The 19,493-nt window shown below is 63.7% G+C and carries 18 protein-coding genes; 6 read left to right on the forward strand and 12 right to left on the reverse strand.

Annotated features, from left to right (window positions below):
- Positions 1 to 59: 59 nt before the first annotated feature.
- The 3 genes from A3736_RS03525 to A3736_RS16935 all read right to left on the reverse strand — a co-directional run bounded on the left by A3736_RS03525 (position 60) and on the right by A3736_RS16935 (position 5,752).
- Positions 60 to 4,313, reverse strand: a complete 4,254-nt coding sequence (locus A3736_RS03525) for a strawberry notch family protein (RefSeq protein WP_067679265.1) — start codon at positions 4,311 to 4,313, stop codon at positions 60 to 62.
- A 75-nt stretch (positions 4,314 to 4,388) separates the two neighbouring features.
- On the reverse strand, positions 4,389 to 5,294 hold the full coding sequence (locus A3736_RS16575) for a toprim domain-containing protein (RefSeq protein WP_156501945.1): 906 nt from the start codon (positions 5,292 to 5,294) through the stop codon (positions 4,389 to 4,391).
- A gap of 215 nt (positions 5,295 to 5,509) precedes the next feature.
- Positions 5,510 to 5,752, reverse strand: a complete 243-nt coding sequence (locus A3736_RS16935; protein ID WP_143712226.1) for a hypothetical protein — start codon at positions 5,750 to 5,752, stop codon at positions 5,510 to 5,512.
- A 504-nt stretch (positions 5,753 to 6,256) separates the two neighbouring features.
- Here A3736_RS16935 and A3736_RS03535 point away from each other — a divergent pair.
- Together A3736_RS03535 and A3736_RS03540 are read left to right on the forward strand one after the other, a co-directional pair.
- Positions 6,257 to 6,481: an XRE family transcriptional regulator gene (locus A3736_RS03535; RefSeq protein WP_008601437.1), complete on the forward strand. Its 225-nt coding sequence runs from the start codon at positions 6,257 to 6,259 to the stop codon at positions 6,479 to 6,481.
- Between the two features lie 75 nt (positions 6,482 to 6,556).
- Entirely contained in the window at positions 6,557 to 7,738 is a 1,182-nt protein-coding gene (locus A3736_RS03540; protein WP_221403488.1) for a type II toxin-antitoxin system HipA family toxin, read from the forward strand.
- Between the two features lie 211 nt (positions 7,739 to 7,949).
- Here A3736_RS03540 and A3736_RS03545 read toward each other — a convergent pair whose 3' ends face one another.
- Positions 7,950 to 8,567, reverse strand: coding sequence for an outer membrane protein (locus A3736_RS03545; RefSeq protein ID WP_067679266.1), 618 nt, complete (start codon positions 8,565 to 8,567; stop codon positions 7,950 to 7,952).
- A gap of 128 nt (positions 8,568 to 8,695) precedes the next feature.
- Here A3736_RS03545 and A3736_RS03550 point away from each other — a divergent pair, with 128 nt between their 5' ends.
- Entirely contained in the window at positions 8,696 to 9,364 is a 669-nt protein-coding gene (locus tag A3736_RS03550) for an SDR family NAD(P)-dependent oxidoreductase (protein WP_067679269.1), read from the forward strand.
- Positions 9,365 to 9,389: 25 nt separating this feature from the next.
- Here the strand turns inward: A3736_RS03550 and A3736_RS03555 are convergent, their stop codons facing one another.
- Entirely contained in the window at positions 9,390 to 9,638 is a 249-nt protein-coding gene (locus A3736_RS03555) for a hypothetical protein (RefSeq protein WP_156501942.1), read from the reverse strand.
- A gap of 80 nt (positions 9,639 to 9,718) precedes the next feature.
- On the reverse strand, positions 9,719 to 11,980 hold the full coding sequence (locus tag A3736_RS03560; RefSeq protein WP_067679275.1) for an NADP-dependent malic enzyme: 2,262 nt from the start codon (positions 11,978 to 11,980) through the stop codon (positions 9,719 to 9,721).
- A gap of 128 nt (positions 11,981 to 12,108) precedes the next feature.
- On the opposite strand from A3736_RS03560, the gene mutS reads away from it, so the two are divergent.
- Entirely contained in the window at positions 12,109 to 14,736 is a 2,628-nt protein-coding gene (gene mutS / locus A3736_RS03565) for a DNA mismatch repair protein MutS (protein ID WP_067679278.1), read from the forward strand.
- Between the two features lie 26 nt (positions 14,737 to 14,762).
- A complete protein-coding gene (locus A3736_RS03570; RefSeq protein ID WP_067679280.1) occupies positions 14,763 to 15,152 on the forward strand; it encodes a hypothetical protein in 390 nt (129 codons plus the stop codon).
- A gap of 9 nt (positions 15,153 to 15,161) precedes the next feature.
- Here the strand turns inward: A3736_RS03570 and A3736_RS03575 are convergent, their stop codons facing one another.
- The 5 genes from A3736_RS03575 to gluQRS all read right to left on the reverse strand — a co-directional run bounded on the left by A3736_RS03575 (position 15,162) and on the right by gluQRS (position 18,220).
- A complete protein-coding gene (locus A3736_RS03575) occupies positions 15,162 to 15,545 on the reverse strand; it encodes a hypothetical protein (protein WP_082851284.1) in 384 nt (127 codons plus the stop codon).
- A gap of 65 nt (positions 15,546 to 15,610) precedes the next feature.
- A complete protein-coding gene (locus tag A3736_RS03580; protein ID WP_156501946.1) occupies positions 15,611 to 16,480 on the reverse strand; it encodes a 3-hydroxyacyl-CoA dehydrogenase NAD-binding domain-containing protein in 870 nt (289 codons plus the stop codon).
- A gap of 74 nt (positions 16,481 to 16,554) precedes the next feature.
- Complete coding sequence (locus A3736_RS03585; RefSeq protein WP_067679286.1) at positions 16,555 to 17,133, reverse strand: cob(I)yrinic acid a,c-diamide adenosyltransferase; 579 nt, start codon at positions 17,131 to 17,133, stop codon at positions 16,555 to 16,557.
- 16 nt (positions 17,134 to 17,149) lie between these two features.
- On the reverse strand, positions 17,150 to 17,380 hold the full coding sequence (locus A3736_RS03590; protein WP_067679289.1) for an HIG1 domain-containing protein: 231 nt from the start codon (positions 17,378 to 17,380) through the stop codon (positions 17,150 to 17,152).
- 12 nt (positions 17,381 to 17,392) lie between these two features.
- Positions 17,393 to 18,220 carry a tRNA glutamyl-Q(34) synthetase GluQRS gene (gluQRS, locus tag A3736_RS03595; RefSeq protein WP_067679292.1) on the reverse strand — a complete coding sequence of 276 codons (828 nt, stop codon included), beginning with the start codon at positions 18,218 to 18,220 and terminating at the stop codon, positions 17,393 to 17,395.
- Between the two features lie 152 nt (positions 18,221 to 18,372).
- Between gluQRS and A3736_RS03600 the strand changes: the two genes are divergently transcribed.
- Positions 18,373 to 18,981, forward strand: a complete 609-nt coding sequence (locus A3736_RS03600) for an HNH endonuclease (RefSeq protein WP_067679296.1) — start codon at positions 18,373 to 18,375, stop codon at positions 18,979 to 18,981.
- Positions 18,982 to 19,093: 112 nt separating this feature from the next.
- Here A3736_RS03600 and A3736_RS03605 read toward each other — a convergent pair whose 3' ends face one another.
- On the reverse strand, positions 19,094 to 19,366 hold the full coding sequence (locus tag A3736_RS03605; RefSeq protein ID WP_067679299.1) for a hypothetical protein: 273 nt from the start codon (positions 19,364 to 19,366) through the stop codon (positions 19,094 to 19,096).
- Positions 19,367 to 19,493: the final 127 nt, after the last annotated feature.

Here is a 19,493-nt window from a genome sequence, read left to right on the forward strand (position 1 = left end):
AGAACACCTTAGGACTGAATTTGGTCTCTATATAGACCAGTTTAGGGCAAATGAGAAGTTCAAGGCTCGATTGCGATGCTTTGGAGGATCTCGCTTGCTCTCGACACCGGTGCAAATAGCCGCGTGCGGTAACGGATGATCTCGGTGAAGCAGCCCTTGCCCTTGTACCACTCGAGGCGTTCCGGCGAGAATCCGGTCAGTTCAAGGCGCTGCTCGCCTCCCACCAGCGAGCGCTTTACGGTCAAGGCATCGTGGCTTGTGAGGCCCAGCGGTTTGCCGCTGACGAGGACGAGGTCGCCGATCTGCTCAGCCGATGGTCCGGTAACTCCGGAAAGGCCAAAGGTATCGGCGATCGCAGCGAGATCGATATCGAGCACTTCGCGGCCAATGATCGACTGGCCGTCCTCGGCAACGAGCCGGGTGACGCGGACATGATCGCCCGGCAGGCGCTTCCAGACAGGGAGCAGCAAACCAGTGGCGAGATGGACACGCTCGGTCACCGGTGAAGCGGCGGCCTCTTCTTCCTCGGCCCGCCAGGCGCTGGTGAATGCAGTGACGCCAATTTCCTCCCAGTGGCTCTCAGCGAGTGCGTCAAGCGTCCAGTTCGCGGACTTGAGCGGTCGCAGAAGGCGCCGACGTTCGATCACGGCCCCGTCGTCGGCGATGAGACGCCGGGCTGGAACCGACAGCGCAACCTTGCCCGACCGCGCATTGCGCATCGGGACCGCGTGCGGGCTGCCGATCTCGTGCATCCGCACCAGTCGCTGCAAGCGCAAAGGCCGAAGGTGCCTCGTCACTTCGAGCGAGACGAGGCGTGTTTCGGCTCCGGTCAAGGGATCGGTGCGCAGGAGTTCATCTGCCAGGACCGTAAAACGATCGACCCTCACGGTCTCCAGTCCCTGGTCGAGCGTCCCCGCCTCGCGAGCGGCCTCGATCCGCGCCTCTACCAGTCCGAGATATTCCTCGAAGATCGCGTTCTGGAGCGCGATCGGGAGCGCGAGGATGCGGTTGAGCCAACGCTGGATTGTGGGAAGATTGTCGGTCAGCCCACCATCGGGGTTTTCAAGCCGGAGGCCGGTACGCTCGACGAAATTGCCGAACGTGGTGGCTTCGAGCTTGCCGTCATAGAGCAGCTGAAACCAGCGGCTGAGCGCATCGCGCGCATAGTCGCTTTCAAGATTGTCTGCCGGATCGAACAGGTTCTGTCCGCCGGTCTGGCGCTGGCCACGCGTCAGCGCGCCCAATGCGTCGAGCCTTCGCGCAATGGTCGAGATGAACCGGCGCTCGCCCTTCACGTCGGTGGTTACCGGCCGGAACAACGGGGCCGAGGCCTGATTGGTGCGGTTGGTGCGGCCAAGACCCTGGATCGCATTGTCGGCCCGCCAGCCCGGCTCGAGCAGGAAATGAACCCTGCGCTGCTGGTTCTTCGCATGAAGGTCGGCGTGGTAGGATCGCCCCGTGCCGCCTGCATCCGAAAAGACGAGGATGCGCTTGGCCCCTTCCATGAAGCTTTGCGCTTCGGCGACATTAGCGCTCGGGCTTCGCCGTTCGAGGCGCTGCTGACCATCGCGGCCCAGGACCAGCCTGCGGGTCCGGCCCGTGACCTCTGCCACGGCCTCGGTGCCGAAGTGCTCGATGATCGCGTCGAGCGCAGTGGCGATGGGCGGCAGCGCACAAAGCTGCTCGATCAGCGCATCGCGCGCGGCAATGGCGCGCGGGCAGAAAACGGGATTGCCTTCCTCATCACTCATCGCCTCGGAGCGAAGATTTCCGTCCTCGTCGGCGAAGACCTGCATCAATCGCACCGGAAAGCTCTTCGCAAGATAGTCGATGACATATTCACGCGGTGAGAGATCGATATCGAGCGCTTCGCGTTCTTCCACGGTAAGGTCGGCAAGGCGCCGGTCGAGCATGGCCTCGGCGGTCGAGACCAGCTGCACGACAACCGAATACTCTTCGCCAAGCGCCGCGTTCATCGCGGGGATCAGACTTGGCAGTTTCATCGAAAGCAGGAGCTGGGCAAAGAAGCGTTGCTTGGTACCCTCGAAGATCGACAGCGCTGCCGCTTTGGCGTTGCGATTGAGCGTATCGCCGCTGTCCTCGTCGACCACGCGGGTTGCTTCGAGCGCGGCTTCGAGGTTGCGGTGAATGATCGCCCAGGCATCGGCATAGGCATCGTAAATCCGCACCTGCGCTTCGGTCAGGCAGTGCTCGAGGATTTCGTACTCGACCCCGGCGAAGGACAGCGCACGGGCAAGGTAGAGCCCCTGTGCCTTGAGATCGCGGGCGACGAGCTCCATCGCCGCGACGCCGCCGGCGCGGATCTCGGTCATGAACGCCTCGTGGGTCGGAAAGGCGGTCTCGGGTCCCCAGAGGCCAAGCCGGGAAGTGTAACCGAGGTTGGCGATTTCCGAGGCACCTGTGGCAGACGCGTAGAGCACGCGGGCGCGCGGGAGATGGTTCTGCAGCCTGAGGCCCACTATCCCCTGTTCGGAGCCCTTGACCTTGCCGCGGGTCGATGAGCCCCCGAGGGCATTGGCCATGGCGTGGGCTTCGTCGAAGGCGATCAGGCCGTCGTAATGCTTACCCGCCCAGGCAAGGATCTGGTCGAGCCGCGTATCCTCGACGCGTCCCGAGCGCAGCGTCGGGTAGGTGACGAAGAGAATGCCTTCGGACATCGATACAAGGTGGCCGAGTTTCCAGCGCGAGAGCGGCTGGACATCGAGCGGCAGCCCGCCAAGCGCTTCCCAGTCGCGGCGTGCATCTTCGAGCAGCGCCTCGTTCTTGGTGATCCAGACATGCCGGCGCTCGCCTGCGAGCCAGCGGTCCATGATGACCGCGGCGATCTGCCGTCCCTTGCCCGCTCCGGTTCCGTCGCCGAGGAAGAAGCCTTGGCGGTAGGAGTGTCCGTCCTCGGAGAGTTCCAGCGAGGTGCCTTCCTGGCTAACCTTGAACTGACCCGGAAGATCGCGCGCAAATGCCTGGGTAGCGTAGACCAGTGTCTCGCATTGCGCTTCGGACAAGAGGCCATTGGCCTGCCAGCCTGCGGGAAGGCGCGGGCGAACGTCCGGCTGGGGCGCCGCGACCGAGCCCATGGCGACCGATTCCACGAGCGGGGTGGGATGAACCGGCGCGCCTTCGAACGTGATGCGACTGGGCCGGTAAGGTAGGTAGATGCCGGTCTGTTCGGGTACCGGCGCGGGGTCGGCCAAGACCGAATAGGCAAGATTGGTCGCATTCGCTTTAGCTGCTGGTGTCGCGGCGAACGGCGCCAGCGGCCGGACCGGCGCGCGATGGGTCGACGTCTTGCCCACGAGGCGCACTGGCTTGCCGACTGGCAGGCGATGAGTCCTGGCGGATGTCTGCGCACGGGGCGGAAGCGCAGTGACAAGCTCGTGGAGCGCGATCAGGTCGGCAGTATCTCCGTTGATTGCGGGAGAAGACGCAACCGGCGTCTTGCCGAACACGACCAGGCGAACGGCAATCCCCGTCCCTGCGCGGCGAAACATCTGCTGCAGCCGGACATCGAGGAACAGCGACGCTTCATCCTGTACCTTGGCGAAGGTGGAAGCGTCGAAGCCTTCAGGCATGATGGCGACAATCCTCGCCCCATTGGCAACGGCCCGGATCGCGCTGCGTAGGTGGCGCTGCGCCGTCTCGCCATCCTTGCCGCGTTCCTGGCTGCGGGCGAACGGCGGGTTCATCAAGACGACCGACGGAACAGGGCCGCGATGCAGGTCGGCCATCAGTTCTCCGTCATGTGCACTAATTGTGGCCGTGGGGAAGATATGGCCCAGCCCGTCTCGTCTGGCCGGATCGATCTCGTTGAGGGCCAACGAGGCGTTCTGGACGCTGCCCCAGAGCGCAAGGGCGCCATTGCCTGCGGACGGTTCGAGCAGCGTGTCTTGCGAAGAAACAGCTGCGGCCTTCGCCATCAGCCAGGCCAGCATCGGCGGGGTCGAGAACTGCTGGAGCTCGACCTGTGCTTCGCTGCGAACGTGCCGCGGCGGCAAGGCTGCTTCGAGCCAGTCAAAACGTGCTTCTGCTTCGTGCATGCTTGTCGCCAGATCGATGCGCGAAGACTCTCGCAGCCAGAGCAGTGCGCCGATCTCGACCGCGTTGTTGTAGTCGTCGATCGTCCATGCACCTCCCCAGTCCAGAACACCGGTCTCTTCGGCGAACAGCCCGGAAATGCCGGCACGGGTAAGATGACGACCCGAGGTGAGAAGCGCGGCAATCCGGGCACCGATGGCGAAGGCCAGGGGCACTGCCGGCATCTGCTCGCCGGCGGGAAACAGGTCTGATTGAAACATGGCAATTCGTCCTCCTGATGAGGGCATCGGGACACGCCCTCTGCCGGATCAGGAATTCGAGAAGCTCTCTCTCCTCTACCGCGCCGCTTTGCGGCGCAGCCATGCTTTAAGTTCATCGTTCCAGTCGGTGTCGCGTGAGGATGGTTTGCGAACGTGGATCGTCCGCCCTTCGCGGGCATAAGCGGCCAGGCCACGCGACGCGGCCAGCTCGCCGCCAGCATCGTGATCGACGAAGAGGTGGAGTTCGGTCACGCTCTCGGGCACGCTCACGAGACCGAAACGCTCATTGCCCAGGGTCGCCCAGGCGGGGATGCCGGTAAGAGCATAGGCGGACATCGCGCTCTCGATCCCCTCGGCAAGGCCGAGCTTGCCGGAGGCCGGAGCGAAGAGGCGGACAGCAGCTTCGCCGAGCGCGCCGAGCGCGCGCTTCGGTTTGTCGAAGTCGGCCTTGGAGTTGCCCGAAAGGAATGTGCGATGGATGGCGATCGGTCCCTCGTCGAGACTGACCGCCGCAATCATGGCCGGCAAAAAGCGGGTGCGACCCTTCGGGCCAAGCGGCGTTTGGGGATGAAAGCGGAGGGCCGGAGATGCGGCGAGGATGCCGCGGCTCTCAAGATATGCCTTTGCCGGACTGGCACGCAGTGGCTGTGCGTCGCGCCAGATCCTCAGCGCTGCCGCCGAGGGTTTGCTCGTTATGGTCGGCTCGGGACCGTTGATAGTCGCAGAACCTGAGAAGAGCGAGGTTGCGTCGACACCTTCACTCGCCAGAGCAGCCAGCACGCTCTGCTGATCACATCCCGCAAAACAATGGAAAAGGATCGCTTTTTGGCCGAGCGACACACCGAGTGACGGCGTACGGTCGTCATGCGCAGGGCAGCAGGCCATGCCCTTTGTGCCGGACCATTTGCCGCCCCGGTTTTCACAGATGCGGCGGGCGGCTTCTTCCAAAGAGCTTATCTTGGTGGAATATCGGTGGGACATGGCACATCGCGATCCTTTCGGCTCGCTCACAAAGGCCCTCCTCCCCTCCAGCCCTTCTGTGTTGTAAGAACAGGTCGGAGGGGATTCACGTCTGCACTGCGAGCCCGTCGATTTGAGCGTCACATCGACATCGCCGCTCACCCGCGAGGTCTACCGATTATTCGTAGTGACTTCTCACTAGCGCCATTGATCCTTATCGCTGCCCCACGACCTGGTCAGTTTAGATCATGCGACACGTTACCTAATCGAAAATTCCGGTCCGATCTTTCCTTTTGCAAATCGCGTCGTGCCTTCGGAAGGTAGTCCCGCCAAGTCCGTCGATGAGTGATATGGCTGATTTTGCCGGGCTTGCTCATTCCCGCCATCGCGGCAACCGGCATTCTGCCATGGCCGGGTTGATCATTTTCACGAGCGAATAATGTCTTCGCGCGTTCGATTTCCTCGTCTGAATAATGCATTCGATGCTCCATCGGGTTGGACCTGCGAGAGCGTTCGAACGAAATTCGGCGAACCCTCTGCAGGGTCCGCCGGTTAACCTCCAACTGGAGGACGGGACCTCGGAATTCTTCCGAAGCTGTCGGCTTGTGCCGACATGCGTGACGTTTGCGATATAGTCGCTGAGACAATTCGCGCAACTGCACAGCGACTTTTGAAGTACGATGGTCAAGCCGCGGCCTAGCGACCGCTCACCAGCGCCTCTCCACTCAGTCATGGTCATTGTAAGCCTCGTGCAGGAGGCGGTGAAGCATCTTCCTTCGGTAAATCTGCTTCAAGCGAAAGAGCACAAAAACATGACATATCATTTCTATTTGCGGAATTTCGCATGATATGTCATATATCGGGCCATGCCCCGTTCGTCTCGAGCTGCTAGCGGACTACCGCCCCAGAGCCAACGTGCGATTACACGGCTAGGTAAGGATATCGCCCTTGCTCGCCGCCGGAGAAAACTTCCCCAGCGTTTAATGGCCGAGCGCATGATCGTCTCGGTTCAAACGCTGCAACGCCTCGAAGCGGGAGATCCTACCGTGGGCCTCGCGGTTCTGGCGAGCGCCCTGCATGTCCTGGGGATGACACAGCGCCTTGCCGAGCTGGTAACCCCAGACAGTGACCGGGCTGGCATCAGCGAGGATTTGTCCCGCCTGCCCCAGAAGACCCACGCTGTCAGCGACGATGATCTGGATTTCTAGCAAGCCGTGACGACCATCCGCACCTATGTCTTCGTGCATCTTGAGGAGGGGCCTGTTCCGGCAGGCCTTCTCACGATGACCGACGAACCGCGCAACCAGTTTGCTACCTTCGCTTACGGGCGGCGTTATCTGGAACGCGCTGACCGTATTGCGGTCGATCCTGTAGCTCTGCCGTTGCACGAAGCTGGAACTTCTCGAACATTCAGGACGGAAGAAGGCTTTGCCGTGTTCGGTGGCATTCGGGATGCTGCTCCTGACGGCTGGGGCCAATACCTAATGTACAAGGCGATGGGCGATCGCTTGCCGAGCGAAATCGATCTCATTCTGGCCTCGGGCGAACATCGCGTGGGTGCGCTCGCCTTTGGGCCGACGTCCGCCCAGCCTGAGAGAATTACACCATGGGGGGACGGCCCTGCTCCGGGCGAAGAGTTCACGCTCGCAGAGTTAGCAGAAGCCGCCGAACGAGCGCAGCATGTCGACGAACTCGACGAGAACTTGAGGGCGTTGCTAGCCGCCGGGTCATCTCTGGGCGGCGCCCGGCCGAAGGCTGCTACAAAAATCGGCGACAAACCCTGGATCGCGAAATTTCAGAAGCGGGGAGACAGCTTCCCCGAATGCCGGGTCGAACTGGCGACAATGCGGCTTGCCAGCGAATGTGGTCTCGATGTGCCGCCACTCGACTTCCGCTGTGTCCTTGATCGTGACATCTATCTGATCGAGCGGTTCGATCGGATTCCTCACGGCAACTGGCTGGAACGCAGGCCCTTTGCTTCGGGGCTCACAATGCTCGGGGCGCATGAGAGCGAGGTCAGCAGCTTCAGCTATGCCGATCTCGCAGGAGCGATCCGGCAATTCGGAACCGAAGTACGCCAGGATCTGCACGAATTATTTCGTCGCATGCTGTTCAATATCCTCGTCACCAATGATGATGATCACCTACGTAATCATGGCTTCCTGTTCGATGGTGAGGGATGGCGGCTTTCGCCGCTTTACGATGTAGTGCCGAAGCCTCAGCTGGGACTGGAGCGCCGGCTCGTCCTCGGCGTCGGGCCGGAAGGCCGCGCTGCAACGATCGAGAACGCTCTCGCCGGTGCCGCGGTCTTCGACCTCAGCCATGATGACGCGAACGCAATCGCCGAAGACATGAGCAGAATCGTAGCGACACGGTGGGAACACCTATTCACAAAAGCAGGGATAAGCGCGGCTGATCGCAAGCGTTTCGCCACCTGCTTCCGGTTGGCAGCACCTGTGTCATGATCGCAAACGCAGAAATCCGTTCATGGGGGCGCGTGCTTGCCTAATTTGGCATGGTGATTACCCGGTGATTGCTAGCCGAGAAAATGGGGATCAAAAAATGCCGATTTGTGATTGTATATCAGTCTATTATGATAGTATGACCACTAAGGTCTGGTATTTCCGCTTCCGCCGGAAATGACGGGGCAGCCCTTAGGAGGCCGCCCCGCTATCGTCAGAATCTGAGGCCGATACCCGCCACGACCTGATCGGTGGTCAGATCGCCGAACTGGCTGTCGACCACATCCTCGTAACGCGAACGGCGATATTCGACGCGCGCTTCAAGGGGGCCGGGCAATTGCACCTGAAGCCCGCCGCCGAAGCGGATACCGCCCGCATTCTCTTCCAGCTCGTCCAGCGAACCGGCGCTGGTGAAAGCCTTGGTGTCGAGCGCGGTGTAGCCGACCTTGCCGTAGGCCGCGATGCCCGGCGTCAGCGCGAAACCGGCACGTGCGCCGATGTAATACTGGCCGTTGGCTTCCAGCCCGTCGCGCGCCGAGTTGAAGTTCGATGGGAAATCGGTCGAGCCGTCGCTGGTCGAAACCTCGCCCTCGACACCCACGAAGCCGCCGCCGAGCGACAGGTCGTAGCCTGCCGAAACGCCGTAGACCGCCGAATCGGCGCTGGCGCTTGCCGAGCCGTCCTGCGCGTCCACATCGAGCCCTTCATAGCCGGCGAGCGCACCGACATAGAGGCCGCCCGGCGCGACGTTCTGGGCCGAAGCGGGCGCGGCGATCGCAAGACTGGCGGCCAAGCCCGTGGCGGATACAGCGAGAAGCAGGGGGAATTTCATAATAGTCCTTTCGTAATCGATCCCGTGTCGGGCGCCCCTTGGCCTTACTACGGTTGCGAAGCGATGAACCGCCGGAACGCTCGCGGCTTTCCAGCGCTGTTCGAACACAGCGAAAGGGAAGATCATTCATGTCCAAGACCGTCCTCATCCTCGGCGCCTCGCGCGGCATCGGCCTCGGCCTCGCGCGCGAATTTCTCGAACGCGGCTGGAAGGTCGTCGCCAGCGAGCGCGATCGCAGCGACGATCTCCACGCGCTCGAAGGCGAGAAACTGCGCATCGTCACCGCCGATGTGACCAAGCCCGAAAGCTATGCCGATCTCGGCCTTTCCGATAGCTCGGTCGATGTGATCATCGTCAATGCCGGAATCACCGGCGCCAAGCACCAGGACGCTTGCCAGGCAACGTCGGACGAGGTCGCGCATGTGATGATGACCAATGCCTTCGGCCCGGCCCGCGCGGCGCGCGAATTGCTGCCCCGCATCAAGGATGGCGGAAGCCTTTCCTTCATGTCCTCCTTGATGGGATCGATCGAGGACAGTTCGGGCGGCTACGACCTCTATCGCACCAGCAAGACCGCGCAGAACATGCTGGCGAAGGGCATCGCCGAACAGCACGCGAAGGAGCGCGACATCGCCGTCCTCTCGCTACACCCCGGCTGGGTGCAGACCGACATGGGCGGCGAGAATGCCAAGCTGACGGTCCACGAAAGCGTCAGCGGCCTCGCCGACGTGGTCGAGAACAGCGGCGGCGCAGGCTACCGCTATGTCGACTACAAGGGCGAAGACTTGCCGTTCTGATTGCCGAAACGGCCTGCTCTCCCGTTCAATCGTCTTTCGAAGCCGGAACCTTCGGCGGGTTCAGATCCTTGCGCAGTTTTTCGCAATGGCCGCCTTTGCCCAGGTTTCCGGCCACCAGACAGCCATCACCCTGCTGCTCTTTCGCGATCGTTTCCCCCAAAGTTTCGACGGGGCCCGGAGTCACTGCGACATCCGCATGGTTCGACGGCTTGATGTGGAGATTCGAACAACCGCCCAGAGCCGTTGCTGCAAGGATCATGAAAGCCCTTCTCATGCGGAAATCTCCTGTATTGTGAACACCGATCTAACACCGATGCGAAGAATAGCCCCCGTCCACAAAGGCGTCCTGTAACATCAGCCGACCACTCCGGCGCTCGCCAATACGGCGAGCGTCAGGACATCGGGGGCGATCGCGGTCATCGGGGCGATCTGGACCGGCTTTTCCATGCCGATCATCATCGGCCCGATGGTCGCATCCCCGCCCAGTTCGCGCAGCAGCTTGGCGCTCAAATTGGCGGACTGAAGCCCAGGCATGATGAGGACATTCGCCGGGCCCGACAGGCGGCTGAACGGATAAAGCGCCATCACCTTGGGATTGAGCGCGGCATCGGGCGCCATTTCGCCTTCATATTCGAAGCCGGGATTTTCCGCATCGAGCAGAGCGACCGCGTTGCGGATGTTTTCCAGCCATTGGCCGCTCGGATTCCCGAAGGTCGAATAGGACAGGAAGGCGACGCGCGGCTCGTGCCCCATCCGCTTGGCGACCTGCGCGGTCTCGCGGGCGATATAGGCCAGCTCCTCCGCCGTCGGACGCTCATTGATCGTGGTGTCGGCCATGAAGGTGGTGTGGTTCTTGCCGATCATCATATGGATGCCGAAGGGGATCGCGCCGGGCTTGGAATCGAGCACCCGCCCGATCTCGCGCGCGGTCTGGGCGAAAGTGCGCGTGAGACCCGAAATCATCCCGTCGCCATGGCCCAGCGCGACCAGCAGCGCGGCGAACACGTTGCGCTCCTGATTGACCATGCGGCCGACATCGCGCTCCGTATAGCCGCGGCGCTGCAACCGCTTGTAGAGATAGTCCACCATGGCGGGGATCTTGTCGGACAGCTTGGAATTCTCGATGATCCAGTCGTCGGGATCGTCCACCGCCAGTTCGACCAGCTTCTCGCGCACCTTTTCGGTGCGGCCGACCAAGATCGGCGTGCCATAGCCGAAATCGCGGAACTGGATCGCGGCGCGCAGCACCACTTCCTCTTCCGCTTCGGCGAAGACCATCCGGCGCGGCTCCTTGCGCGCCAGTTCGTAGATATTGGTGAGCGCCGCGGTCGTCGGATTGAGCCGGGCCTTGAGGCTCATCCGGTATTCGTCCCAGTCCTCGATCCGGTCCAGCGCCACTCCACTGTCCATCGCCGCCTTGGCGACCGCGCTCGACACCACCTCGATCAGGCGCGGATCGAACGGGGCGGGGATGATATAATCGGTGCCGAACTGGTGCGTAACGCCATAGGCGGCGGCGACTTCCTCGGGCACGCGCTCGCGCGCCAGCTTGGCGATGGCCTGCGCGGCGGCGATCTTCATCTCTTCGTTGATCGCGGTCGCCCGCACGTCGAGTGCGCCGCGGAAGATGAAGGGGAAGCCCAGCACGTTGTTGACCTGGTTGGGATAGTCCGAGCGGCCCGTGGCAATGATCGCATCGGGACGCACGGCCTTGGCCTCTTCGGGCATGATTTCGGGCGTGGGATTGGCCATCGCGAAAATGATCGGCTTGTCCGCCATCTTGGCGACCCATTCGGGCTTGAGAGCCCCGGCCGCCGACAGGCCGAGAAAGATATCCGCGCCGTCGAGCGCTTCTTCCAGACTGCGCGCTTCGGTTTCGACCGCATGCGCGCTCTTCCACTGGTCGACATCCTTGCGGCCCGGATAGATCGGGCCGGAACGGTCGCACACGATCACGTTTTCGTGCTTCATTCCCATCGCCTTGACCAGCGCCGTGCAGGCCAGGGCGGAGGCACCAGCGCCGTTGACCACCATCTTGCAGTCCGACAGCTTGCGGCCGGTCACTTCGCAGGCATTGATGAGGCCGGCCGCCGCGATGATCGCGGTGCCGTGCTGGTCGTCATGCATGACGGGGATGTTCATCCGCTCGCGCAGGGCCTGTTCGATGATGAAGCATTCGGGCGCGGCGATGTCTTCCAGATTGATGCCGCCGAAGCTCGGCTCCATCAGCGCGACCGCTTCGATGAACTTGTCGGGATCTTCGGTGTCGAGTTCGAGATCGATCGAATCGACGTCGGCGAAGCGCTTGAACAGGACCGCCTTGCCTTCCATCACCGGCTTCGAGGCGAGCGCGCCCAGATTGCCGAGGCCGAGAATGGCGGTGCCGTTCGAAATCACCGCCACGAGGTTCGAGCGCGCGGTATATTTCGCGGCGTTGGCGGGATCCTTGGCGATTTCTTCCACCGGGGCGGCGACGCCGGGCGAATAGGCGAGGCTGAGATCGCGCTGCGTCGCCATGGGCTTGGACGCGACGATTTCGATCTTACCGGGCCGGATGGTCTCGTGATAGAACAGCGCTTCGCGCGCGGTGAAACCGGCCTGTTTTTCGTCCGCCATGATGGCTCCTGAATCTGAAAATGTTCCGCTGCCCTAACCGCGCAAGCGGGTAAGCACTAGGGGAAAGCGCGGGGAAAGCGTGTCCGCACCGCTTCCCGAATCGGCCAAGGCTTGGCACGAGCGCGGGCATGGCCGGCGGCGACACTCCGATGATGCAGCAATATCACGCGCTGAAGCGTCAGGCCGAAGGCGCGCTGCTTTTCTATCGCATGGGCGATTTCTTCGAGCTGTTCTTCGACGATGCGCGGCGCGCCGCCGCCATCCTCGACATCGCGCTGACCAGCCGGGGCGAGAGCGGGGGCGAACCCGTGCCGATGTGCGGCGTGCCGGTCCACGCTGCGGAAGGGCATCTGGCGCGGCTGATCAAGGCGGGCGAGCGGGTAGCGATCGCCGAGCAGGTCGAAACGCCGGACGAGGCCAAGGCACGGGCGAAACGCGAAGGAACGCCCAGTTCGAAGGCGCTGGTGGCGCGCGATATCGTCCGTTTCGTGACGGCGGGCACGCTGACCGAGGAAGCGCTGCTCGATCCGCGCAGCGCCAATGTGCTGGTGGCGCTGGCACCCCTGCGCGAGGCGGTGGGTATCGCGGCCTGCGATATTTCGACCGGGCGCATGGTGCTGGAAGACTGCGCGCCGGATGCGGTCGACGCCGCTCTGGCGCGGCTGGGCGCGCGTGAGGTTGTGGTGCCCGAAGACTGGGAGGGGGCGGCTTCCGATGCGACCCGGCGCGACCGGACAGAGTTCCGCAGCGAGGATGGCGAGGCGCGGCTGAAAGCGCTGCACGGGGTCGCCACACTGGATGGTATGGGCGATTTTTCGCGCCCCATGCTGGCCGCCGCCGCCGGACTGATCGCCTATCTCGACCATGCCGGGCGCGGCAATCTCCCGCTGCTGCTCCCCCCCGTCGCGCGCTCGGGCACGGCGCAACTGGCGATGGATGCGGCGACGCGGACCAGCCTCGAAATCCTCGAAGCGCAGAACGGCACGCGCGCGGGAAGCCTGCTCGCCTGCGTCGATCGATGTTCGACCGGGGCGGGATCGCGCCAATTGGCCGAAGATTTGTCCGCCCCGCTTGCCGAGCGGACCGCGATCGAAGCGCGCCTGCTCGCGGTGCGGCATCTGCACGACGATCCCCTTCTGCGCGCCGATCTGCGCGCGCTCCTGCGCGGGGCGCCCGATATCGGGCGCGCGCTCGGACGGCTGGTGGCGGGGCGCGGGAGCCCTCGCGATCTCGGTCAGATCCGCGACGGGCTGGCGGAGGCACGGCGCGTGCGCGACCTGTTGAGAAGTAGCGCCGATCTGCCCGCCCTGCTGGCGGACCAGGCCGGGCGGCTCGGCGGCCACGGCGCGCTGACCGACCATCTCGACCGCGCGCTCGTCCCCTCCCCGCCGACCGAGCGCGGCCAGGGCGGCTTTATCGCCAGCGGGTACGACCATGCGCTCGACGCCCTGCGCGACACGAGCGGCAATGCGCGCCGCGCCATCGCTGCGCTCGAAGCGAAATATCGCGACGAGACCGGGACGCCCACGCTCAAGATCAAGCACAACAAGGTGCTGGGCTATTTCATCGAGGTTCCCGCCAAGCACGGCGACAAATTGATGGCAGCGGATAGCGGCTTCACCCACCGCCAGACCATGGCGGGCGCGGTGCGGTTCAATTCGCTGGGCCTCCACGAAGAGGCGACCCGCATTGCCGAGGCAGGCGCGCACGCTCTCGCCGCCGAAGACGCGCATTTCGAAACGCTGGTCGAAGAGGTCGTAGCGGCGCGCGAGGCCATCGCGGCGACGGCAGCGGCTCTCGCCCGCGTGGATGTCAGCGCGGCATTGGCAGAGCGCGCGGCGGAAGGCGGCTGGGCGCGGCCCGAAATCCTCGACGAACGTTGCCTCGACATAACAGGAGGCCGCCATCCGGTGGTGGAGGAAGCGCTGGCGAAGAGCGGCGACCGCTTCGTCGCCAATGATTGCACGCTCGGCCCCGACGATCGCCTGTGGCTGATCGGCGGGCCGAACATGGGCGGTAAGTCGACGTTCCTGCGGCAGAATGCGCTGATCCTCCTGCTGGCGCAGGCGGGCAGCTTCGTTCCGGCCGAAGCGGCCCGGATCGGCATTGCGGATCGGCTGTTCAGCCGCGTAGGCGCGTCGGACAATCTCGCACGCGGGCGCTCGACCTTCATGGTCGAGATGGTCGAAACCGCCGCCATCCTCGCCCAGGCGACGGATCGCAGCTTCGTCATCCTCGACGAGGTCGGGCGCGGCACATCGACCTATGACGGGATGGCGCTGGCCTGGGCAGTGGTGGAGGCGGTGCACGAGACGCTCAAATGCCGCTGCCTGTTCGCGACGCATTATCACGAATTGTCGCGCCTTGCCGAAAACTGCGATGCGTTGAGCCTGCATCATGTGCGCGCGCGCGAGTGGAAGGGCGATCTCGTCCTGCTGCACGAACTTGCGCGCGGACCGGCCGATCGCAGCTACGGTATCGCCGTGGCGCGTCTGGCGGGCGTGCCGCCGCCGGTCCTGAAGCGCGCGAAATCGGTGCTCGACCGGCTGGAAAAGGCGCGCGAGAAGACCGGCGGCCTGGCAGCGGGGCTCGGCGATCTGCCGCTGTTCGCCGCCATGGCCGAAGAGCCCGAACCCCGGCGCGACACGCTGCGGGACAGGCTCCTCGAACTGGATCTGGATGCGCTCGCCCCGCGTGAGGCTCTCGACACGTTGTACGCGCTCAAAGCCGAAGCGGCGGCGGATACCGAATCGTAAGGGCTCGCCGATAGTGTCGGGTCACTATGGACGGCATTCTGCAAACGCACGGAAAGGCGCTCGCCGGGATCGGAGCGATCCTGGCCCTCGTCGTGGTCATGGTCGGCGAAGAGGATTCGCCCGGCGTCCTCAGCAAGGTGCAGGAACAGGCCGAGGCCCAGAAGGCCAGCGGCACGATGCCCAAGCCCGCATGGTACAGCCCCGAACCACCTCCGCCACCCGCAGCAAGCTTGCCCACGCGGTCGGATGGGCTCGAACGGCGGATCGAAGCGCCCGCCTTTCAAGCGCCGGGGCCCGTTTTCACGCCGCCTGCGTCAATGGGGCTTGACCCGTCCGGCTTCAATCAGACGAACGAGCGCATACCCCCGCGCACGCTCGACCCCAAGGACGCAAGGCCCACAGAGCCGAACAACTAGGCTAGAGGATCAAGTCCCGTCGCCGCGCAGGCCGTCGAGCTTCTTGTCCTTGCCATATTTGTCGACATTGTCGTCGTGATTGGGCTCGCCTTTATACGCGTCCATATCGACCCGGCCCGAGCTTTCCATGTCGCGCATGTGATCGACGGTATCCTGCGTCGAATCGCCCATGAGGCCCGAAGAATTGTCGCTCTTCACGCTTTCGGTCGGGCTGCCGGTCTTCGGCGTCAGCTCCTGTGCGTCCTGCGCGATCTCCTGCGCCTGTGCGCGGTGATCGTCCTGCTCGTCATTATGCGTTTCGGGCGCGAGATCGGCCTGGCGCGCTTCCTGGCTTTCGCCGACGCCATCGACCTTCAGCGGATTGTCGGGATTGCTGTTCTTCGTATCGCTCATCGCGGAAATTCTCCTTTCCGTCTGAACGAGCGGGCGCACTCGCGCGTTCCCGCACCGATGACCAATCACCGCGTCGGAACGGGTTCCTCGCCCGAATAATCGTAGAAGCCGCGCCCGGTCTTGCGGCCGAGCCAGCCGGCTTCGACATATTTCACCAGCAGCGGCGCGGGCCGGTACTTGGTGTCGCCCGTCGTTTCGTGAAGTACGCGGATGATGTCGAGACAGGTGTCGAGCCCGACGAAATCGGCCAGTTGCAGCGGACCCATCGGATGGTTCAGGCCGAGGCGGCAGCCCTTGTCGATATCCGCGATCCCCGCCGTGGACTGGCCCAATACGAACACCGCCTCGTTTATCATCGGCAAGAGAATGCGATTGACGACGAAACCGGGCTCGTCCTGGCTCAGCACCACTTCCTTGCCCAGCGCGCGAGCGAAGGCGCAGGTCCGTTCGGTGACGGTCTCGTTCGTCGCCAGCCCCGGAATGACCTCGATCAGCTGCATCACCGGCACCGGGTTGAAGAAGTGCAGGCCGATGAACCGAGCCGGATCGGGCGCGTAATTCGCCATACGGGTAATCGGGATGGAGCTGGTGTTCGACGCCATGATCGCGTCCGCCGCCAGCCGCTCGCCAGCCTTTTCGAAGATCGCCTTCTTGACCGCTTCCTTCTCGGTCGCGGCTTCGATGATCAGATCGGCCTGCTCCATCGGCGCGTAATCCGCCACCGCCTCGATCCGGGCGAGCGTCGCTTCCGCGTCCGCGATTTCGAGCTTGCCCTTGCCGACCAGCCTGCCGAGCGCCTTGTCGATGCCGCCGCGCGCCTTTTCCGCCGTGGCGAGGTCGATATCGGCGAGGAGCACCTTCATGCCATGCGCGGCCACGGTCTGGGCGATGCCCGAACCCATCTGGCCCGCACCGATAACGGCGACTGTATCGATCATGACTGCTTTATCCTCGCAACTGCAACAATCGCGCTGCACTAGCGAAGGACGAAAGGATTTGCCAGCGGCGCCTAGCGGTTGGCGCCCGGCACCCATTTGACGTCTGCCCGGCCCTGCTCATTGGCAAGGCGCGCGGCGACGAAGAGATAGTCCGAGAGGCGGTTGATATAGGCGAGCGCCTGGGGATTGACCGCGTCCTCTTTCGAAAGCGCGACCACCGACCGTTCGGCCCGGCGCACGATTGCGCGCGCCAGATGGAGGCGTGCGGCGCTCTCGCTGCCGCCCGGAAGGACGAAACTGGTCAGCGGCTCGAGCTGCGCGGTCGCCGCGTCGATGGCCTGTTCGAGCCATGCGACTTGGCCCGCAACCACGCGCAGCACCATGTCGGATGGCTCGAAATCCTCGCCTTCACCGGCAGGCGTCGCGAGATCGGCTCCGAGATCGAACAGGTCGTTCTGGATGCGAAAGAGAGCGTCGGCCCGATCCGTCTCGCCAAGCGCGGCAGCAGCAAGGCCGATGGCGCTGTTCGCCTCGTCCACATCGCCGACTGCGACCATGCGCGCGCTGTGCTTGGGTGCGCGCGATCCGTCGACGAGGCCCGTGGTGCCGTCGTCACCGGTACGGGTGTAGATCTTGTTCAGTTTTACCATCGGTTGGAGCGTGCGATCAGCGCGTGGCTGCGAGCAGGATCGCGACCACCACGACTGCGAGCGCCTGATACTTGATGCGGTTGAACATCATCTTGTTCTGCAGCAACTGCATATCGGTCGCCGTTTCGCCCTGCCCGGTCTCCAGATCGATCTTGGTGGTTTTCAGGAACGCCACCACTCCGCGGATCAGCGAGAACAGGGTCAGTCCCATGAGGACGACGAGAACGAGGACGAGGAATGTTGTCATGATGCTCCAAATCTAGGGATTGCCGAGCGAAATTCCAGCCGGAAATCGGTGCAAGCGCAGTTGCTCGGCAAGCAACAGTCCATTCTCGCCCGCCGCGCGCCGGTCCGCCAGCGAAGGCGAACCGCGCCGTTTTGCAAGCTTTTGGCCGCTTTCGTCGAGCAGCAGCCGATGATGGTCCCAGCGCGGGACCGGCAGGTCGAGCAGGGCCTGGAGCAGGCGGTGGATATGCGTCGCTTCGAAAAGGTCCGTGCCGCGCGTGACCAGCGTAATCCCGTCCGCCGCATCGTCCAGCGTGGCGGCGAGATGGTAGCTGGCGGGTTCGTCCTTCCTGACGAGGACGACATCGCCCACCATTTCCGGCTGCGCCGGAACCGCGCCCGCGCGCGCATCGAACCATGACAGAGGACCGGTGCGTGCGAGCGCCGCAGTCACGTCCAGCCGCCAGGAAACCGGGCGCCCCGGCACCGGTCCGTGCCTGCGGCAGCGCCCGCCATAGATCGCCCCCATCGCGCTTTTGCCCGGCGCGTCCGCCGCGATTTCGGCGCGCGTGCACGAACAGGGGTAGAGCAGGCCCGAATCGCGCAAATGCGCCGCCGCCGCCTCGTAATGTGCGAGCCGCGCGGATTGCGGCGCGACCTCCTCCCAAGTCAGGCCCAGCCAGTCGAGATCGGCCCGGAAGGCGTCGGCCAATTCGGAGCGCGAGCGGGCGCCGTCGATATCCTCGATCCGCAGCAGGAACCGACCGCCCTCGCCCGCCAGATCCCGCGCGGTGATCGCCGAAAAGGCATGGCCGAGATGAAGCGGCCCGTTGGGACTGGGGGCGAAGCGCGTGACCGGCATGGCGGCACTTTATACGCTGACGCGGAGGGACGCCATCGCAACGAGGATGGGACAAGTCTGTGGATAGGCTGTCCGTAACAGGCTTGACGCTTTTTCCTGCGAGTGCATTCTCCAACGCATCGGGGAGGAGCGCGTGATCGTGTCAGGTACCCATGTTTAAGAGCGAGCTGCTCGAACGGGCGGCACGGTTCCGCAGCGCCGGAGACGATCCGACGCGGAACCTGCAATCCTGCCCCAGCCTGGTGCTGAATGCAGATTACACGCCTTTATCCTACTACCCGCTCAGCCTGTGGCCGTGGCAGACTGCGATCAAGGCGATCTTCCTCGACCGGGTGGACGTGATCGCGAGTTACGAGCGCGAGGTCCATTCGCCCAATCTCGACATGAAGATCCCGAGCGTGATCGCGCTCAAGCAATATGTGAAGCCGTCCGAATTTCCCGCCTTTACGCGCTTCAACCTGTTCCTGCGCGATCGCTTCGCGTGCCAGTTCTGCGGCAGCCAGGCGAACCTCACCTTCGACCATGTCCTGCCCCGGCGGCTTGGCGGCAAGACGAGCTGGGAAAATATCGCCACCGCCTGCGCGCCCTGCAACATGAAGAAGGGCGGGCGCACGCCGAAACAGGCGGGCATGCAGCTTTACGCCGAACCCATCCGGCCGACCCACTGGCAATTGCAGCAGCACGGCAAGGCCTTCCCTCCGAACTATCTCCACGAGACCTGGCGGGACTGGCTCTATTGGGACATCGAACTGGAAGAATAGCGGGCGGGAGGGCTTGTCGCTTGCTCATATCGCCAAAAAACAAAGGCGGCGCCGGTCCCAAGACCGACGCCGCCCGAATGCTTCGACCTGCCGGATCGGCAGGACGCAAGGCTTACTGCGCGGTGGTGTCCGCACCGGCTTCCACGGCGTCTTCCGCCTGGTCGCCCATTTCGCCCATGGCGTCGGCCTGCGCGTCGAGAGCTTCTTCCTGCGCTTCGTTGCCCTGAGCTTCGGCGAGGTCGGCCTGCTCTTCGAGCACGTCTTCACCGGCTTCGTACTGCTGCTCGACCAGGTCTTCCTGAGCTTCCTGCTCGCTTTCGGCGCAACCGCCGAGAGCCGCGAACGCGAAAGCCGAAGCGACGAGAGCGATTTTGTTGAACTTCATGAAAATTCCCCTTTAATCCTGTCGATACTGACGGATGCCGTAAATGTGGCGAAATTAAGATACTTAGTCAAACGGGAAAAGCATGGCTTGCGGTGAAGCGATGGCGCGCACCCTTTCGAACCTCTAC

Origin of the sequence: Erythrobacter sp. HI0063 (assembly GCF_001635685.1) — a bacterium.
Taxonomy (GTDB): Bacteria; Pseudomonadota; Alphaproteobacteria; order Sphingomonadales; family Sphingomonadaceae; genus Qipengyuania.

Coding starts and splice junctions, on each gene's coding strand:
- A3736_RS03525 (WP_067679265.1), bottom strand. CDS start 4,313: ATGTTTCAATCAGACCTGTTTCCCGCCGGCGAGCAGATGCCGGCAGTG.
- A3736_RS16575 (WP_156501945.1), bottom strand. CDS start 5,294: ATGTCCCACCGATATTCCACCAAGATAAGCTCTTTGGAAGAAGCCGCC.
- A3736_RS16935 (WP_143712226.1), bottom strand. CDS start 5,752: ATGCATTATTCAGACGAGGAAATCGAACGCGCGAAGACATTATTCGCT.
- A3736_RS03535 (WP_008601437.1), top strand. CDS start 6,257: ATGGCCGAGCGCATGATCGTCTCGGTTCAAACGCTGCAACGCCTCGAA.
- A3736_RS03540 (WP_221403488.1), top strand. CDS start 6,557: ATGACCGACGAACCGCGCAACCAGTTTGCTACCTTCGCTTACGGGCGG.
- A3736_RS03545 (WP_067679266.1), bottom strand. CDS start 8,567: ATGAAATTCCCCCTGCTTCTCGCTGTATCCGCCACGGGCTTGGCCGCC.
- A3736_RS03550 (WP_067679269.1), top strand. CDS start 8,696: ATGTCCAAGACCGTCCTCATCCTCGGCGCCTCGCGCGGCATCGGCCTC.
- A3736_RS03555 (WP_156501942.1), bottom strand. CDS start 9,638: ATGAGAAGGGCTTTCATGATCCTTGCAGCAACGGCTCTGGGCGGTTGT.
- A3736_RS03560 (WP_067679275.1), bottom strand. CDS start 11,980: ATGGCGGACGAAAAACAGGCCGGTTTCACCGCGCGCGAAGCGCTGTTC.
- mutS (WP_067679278.1), top strand. CDS start 12,109: ATGGCCGGCGGCGACACTCCGATGATGCAGCAATATCACGCGCTGAAG.
- A3736_RS03570 (WP_067679280.1), top strand. CDS start 14,763: ATGGACGGCATTCTGCAAACGCACGGAAAGGCGCTCGCCGGGATCGGA.
- A3736_RS03575 (WP_082851284.1), bottom strand. CDS start 15,545: ATGAGCGATACGAAGAACAGCAATCCCGACAATCCGCTGAAGGTCGAT.
- A3736_RS03585 (WP_067679286.1), bottom strand. CDS start 17,133: ATGGTAAAACTGAACAAGATCTACACCCGTACCGGTGACGACGGCACC.
- A3736_RS03590 (WP_067679289.1), bottom strand. CDS start 17,380: ATGACAACATTCCTCGTCCTCGTTCTCGTCGTCCTCATGGGACTGACC.
- gluQRS (WP_067679292.1), bottom strand. CDS start 18,220: ATGCCGGTCACGCGCTTCGCCCCCAGTCCCAACGGGCCGCTTCATCTC.
- A3736_RS03600 (WP_067679296.1), top strand. CDS start 18,373: ATGTTTAAGAGCGAGCTGCTCGAACGGGCGGCACGGTTCCGCAGCGCC.
- A3736_RS03605 (WP_067679299.1), bottom strand. CDS start 19,366: ATGAAGTTCAACAAAATCGCTCTCGTCGCTTCGGCTTTCGCGTTCGCG.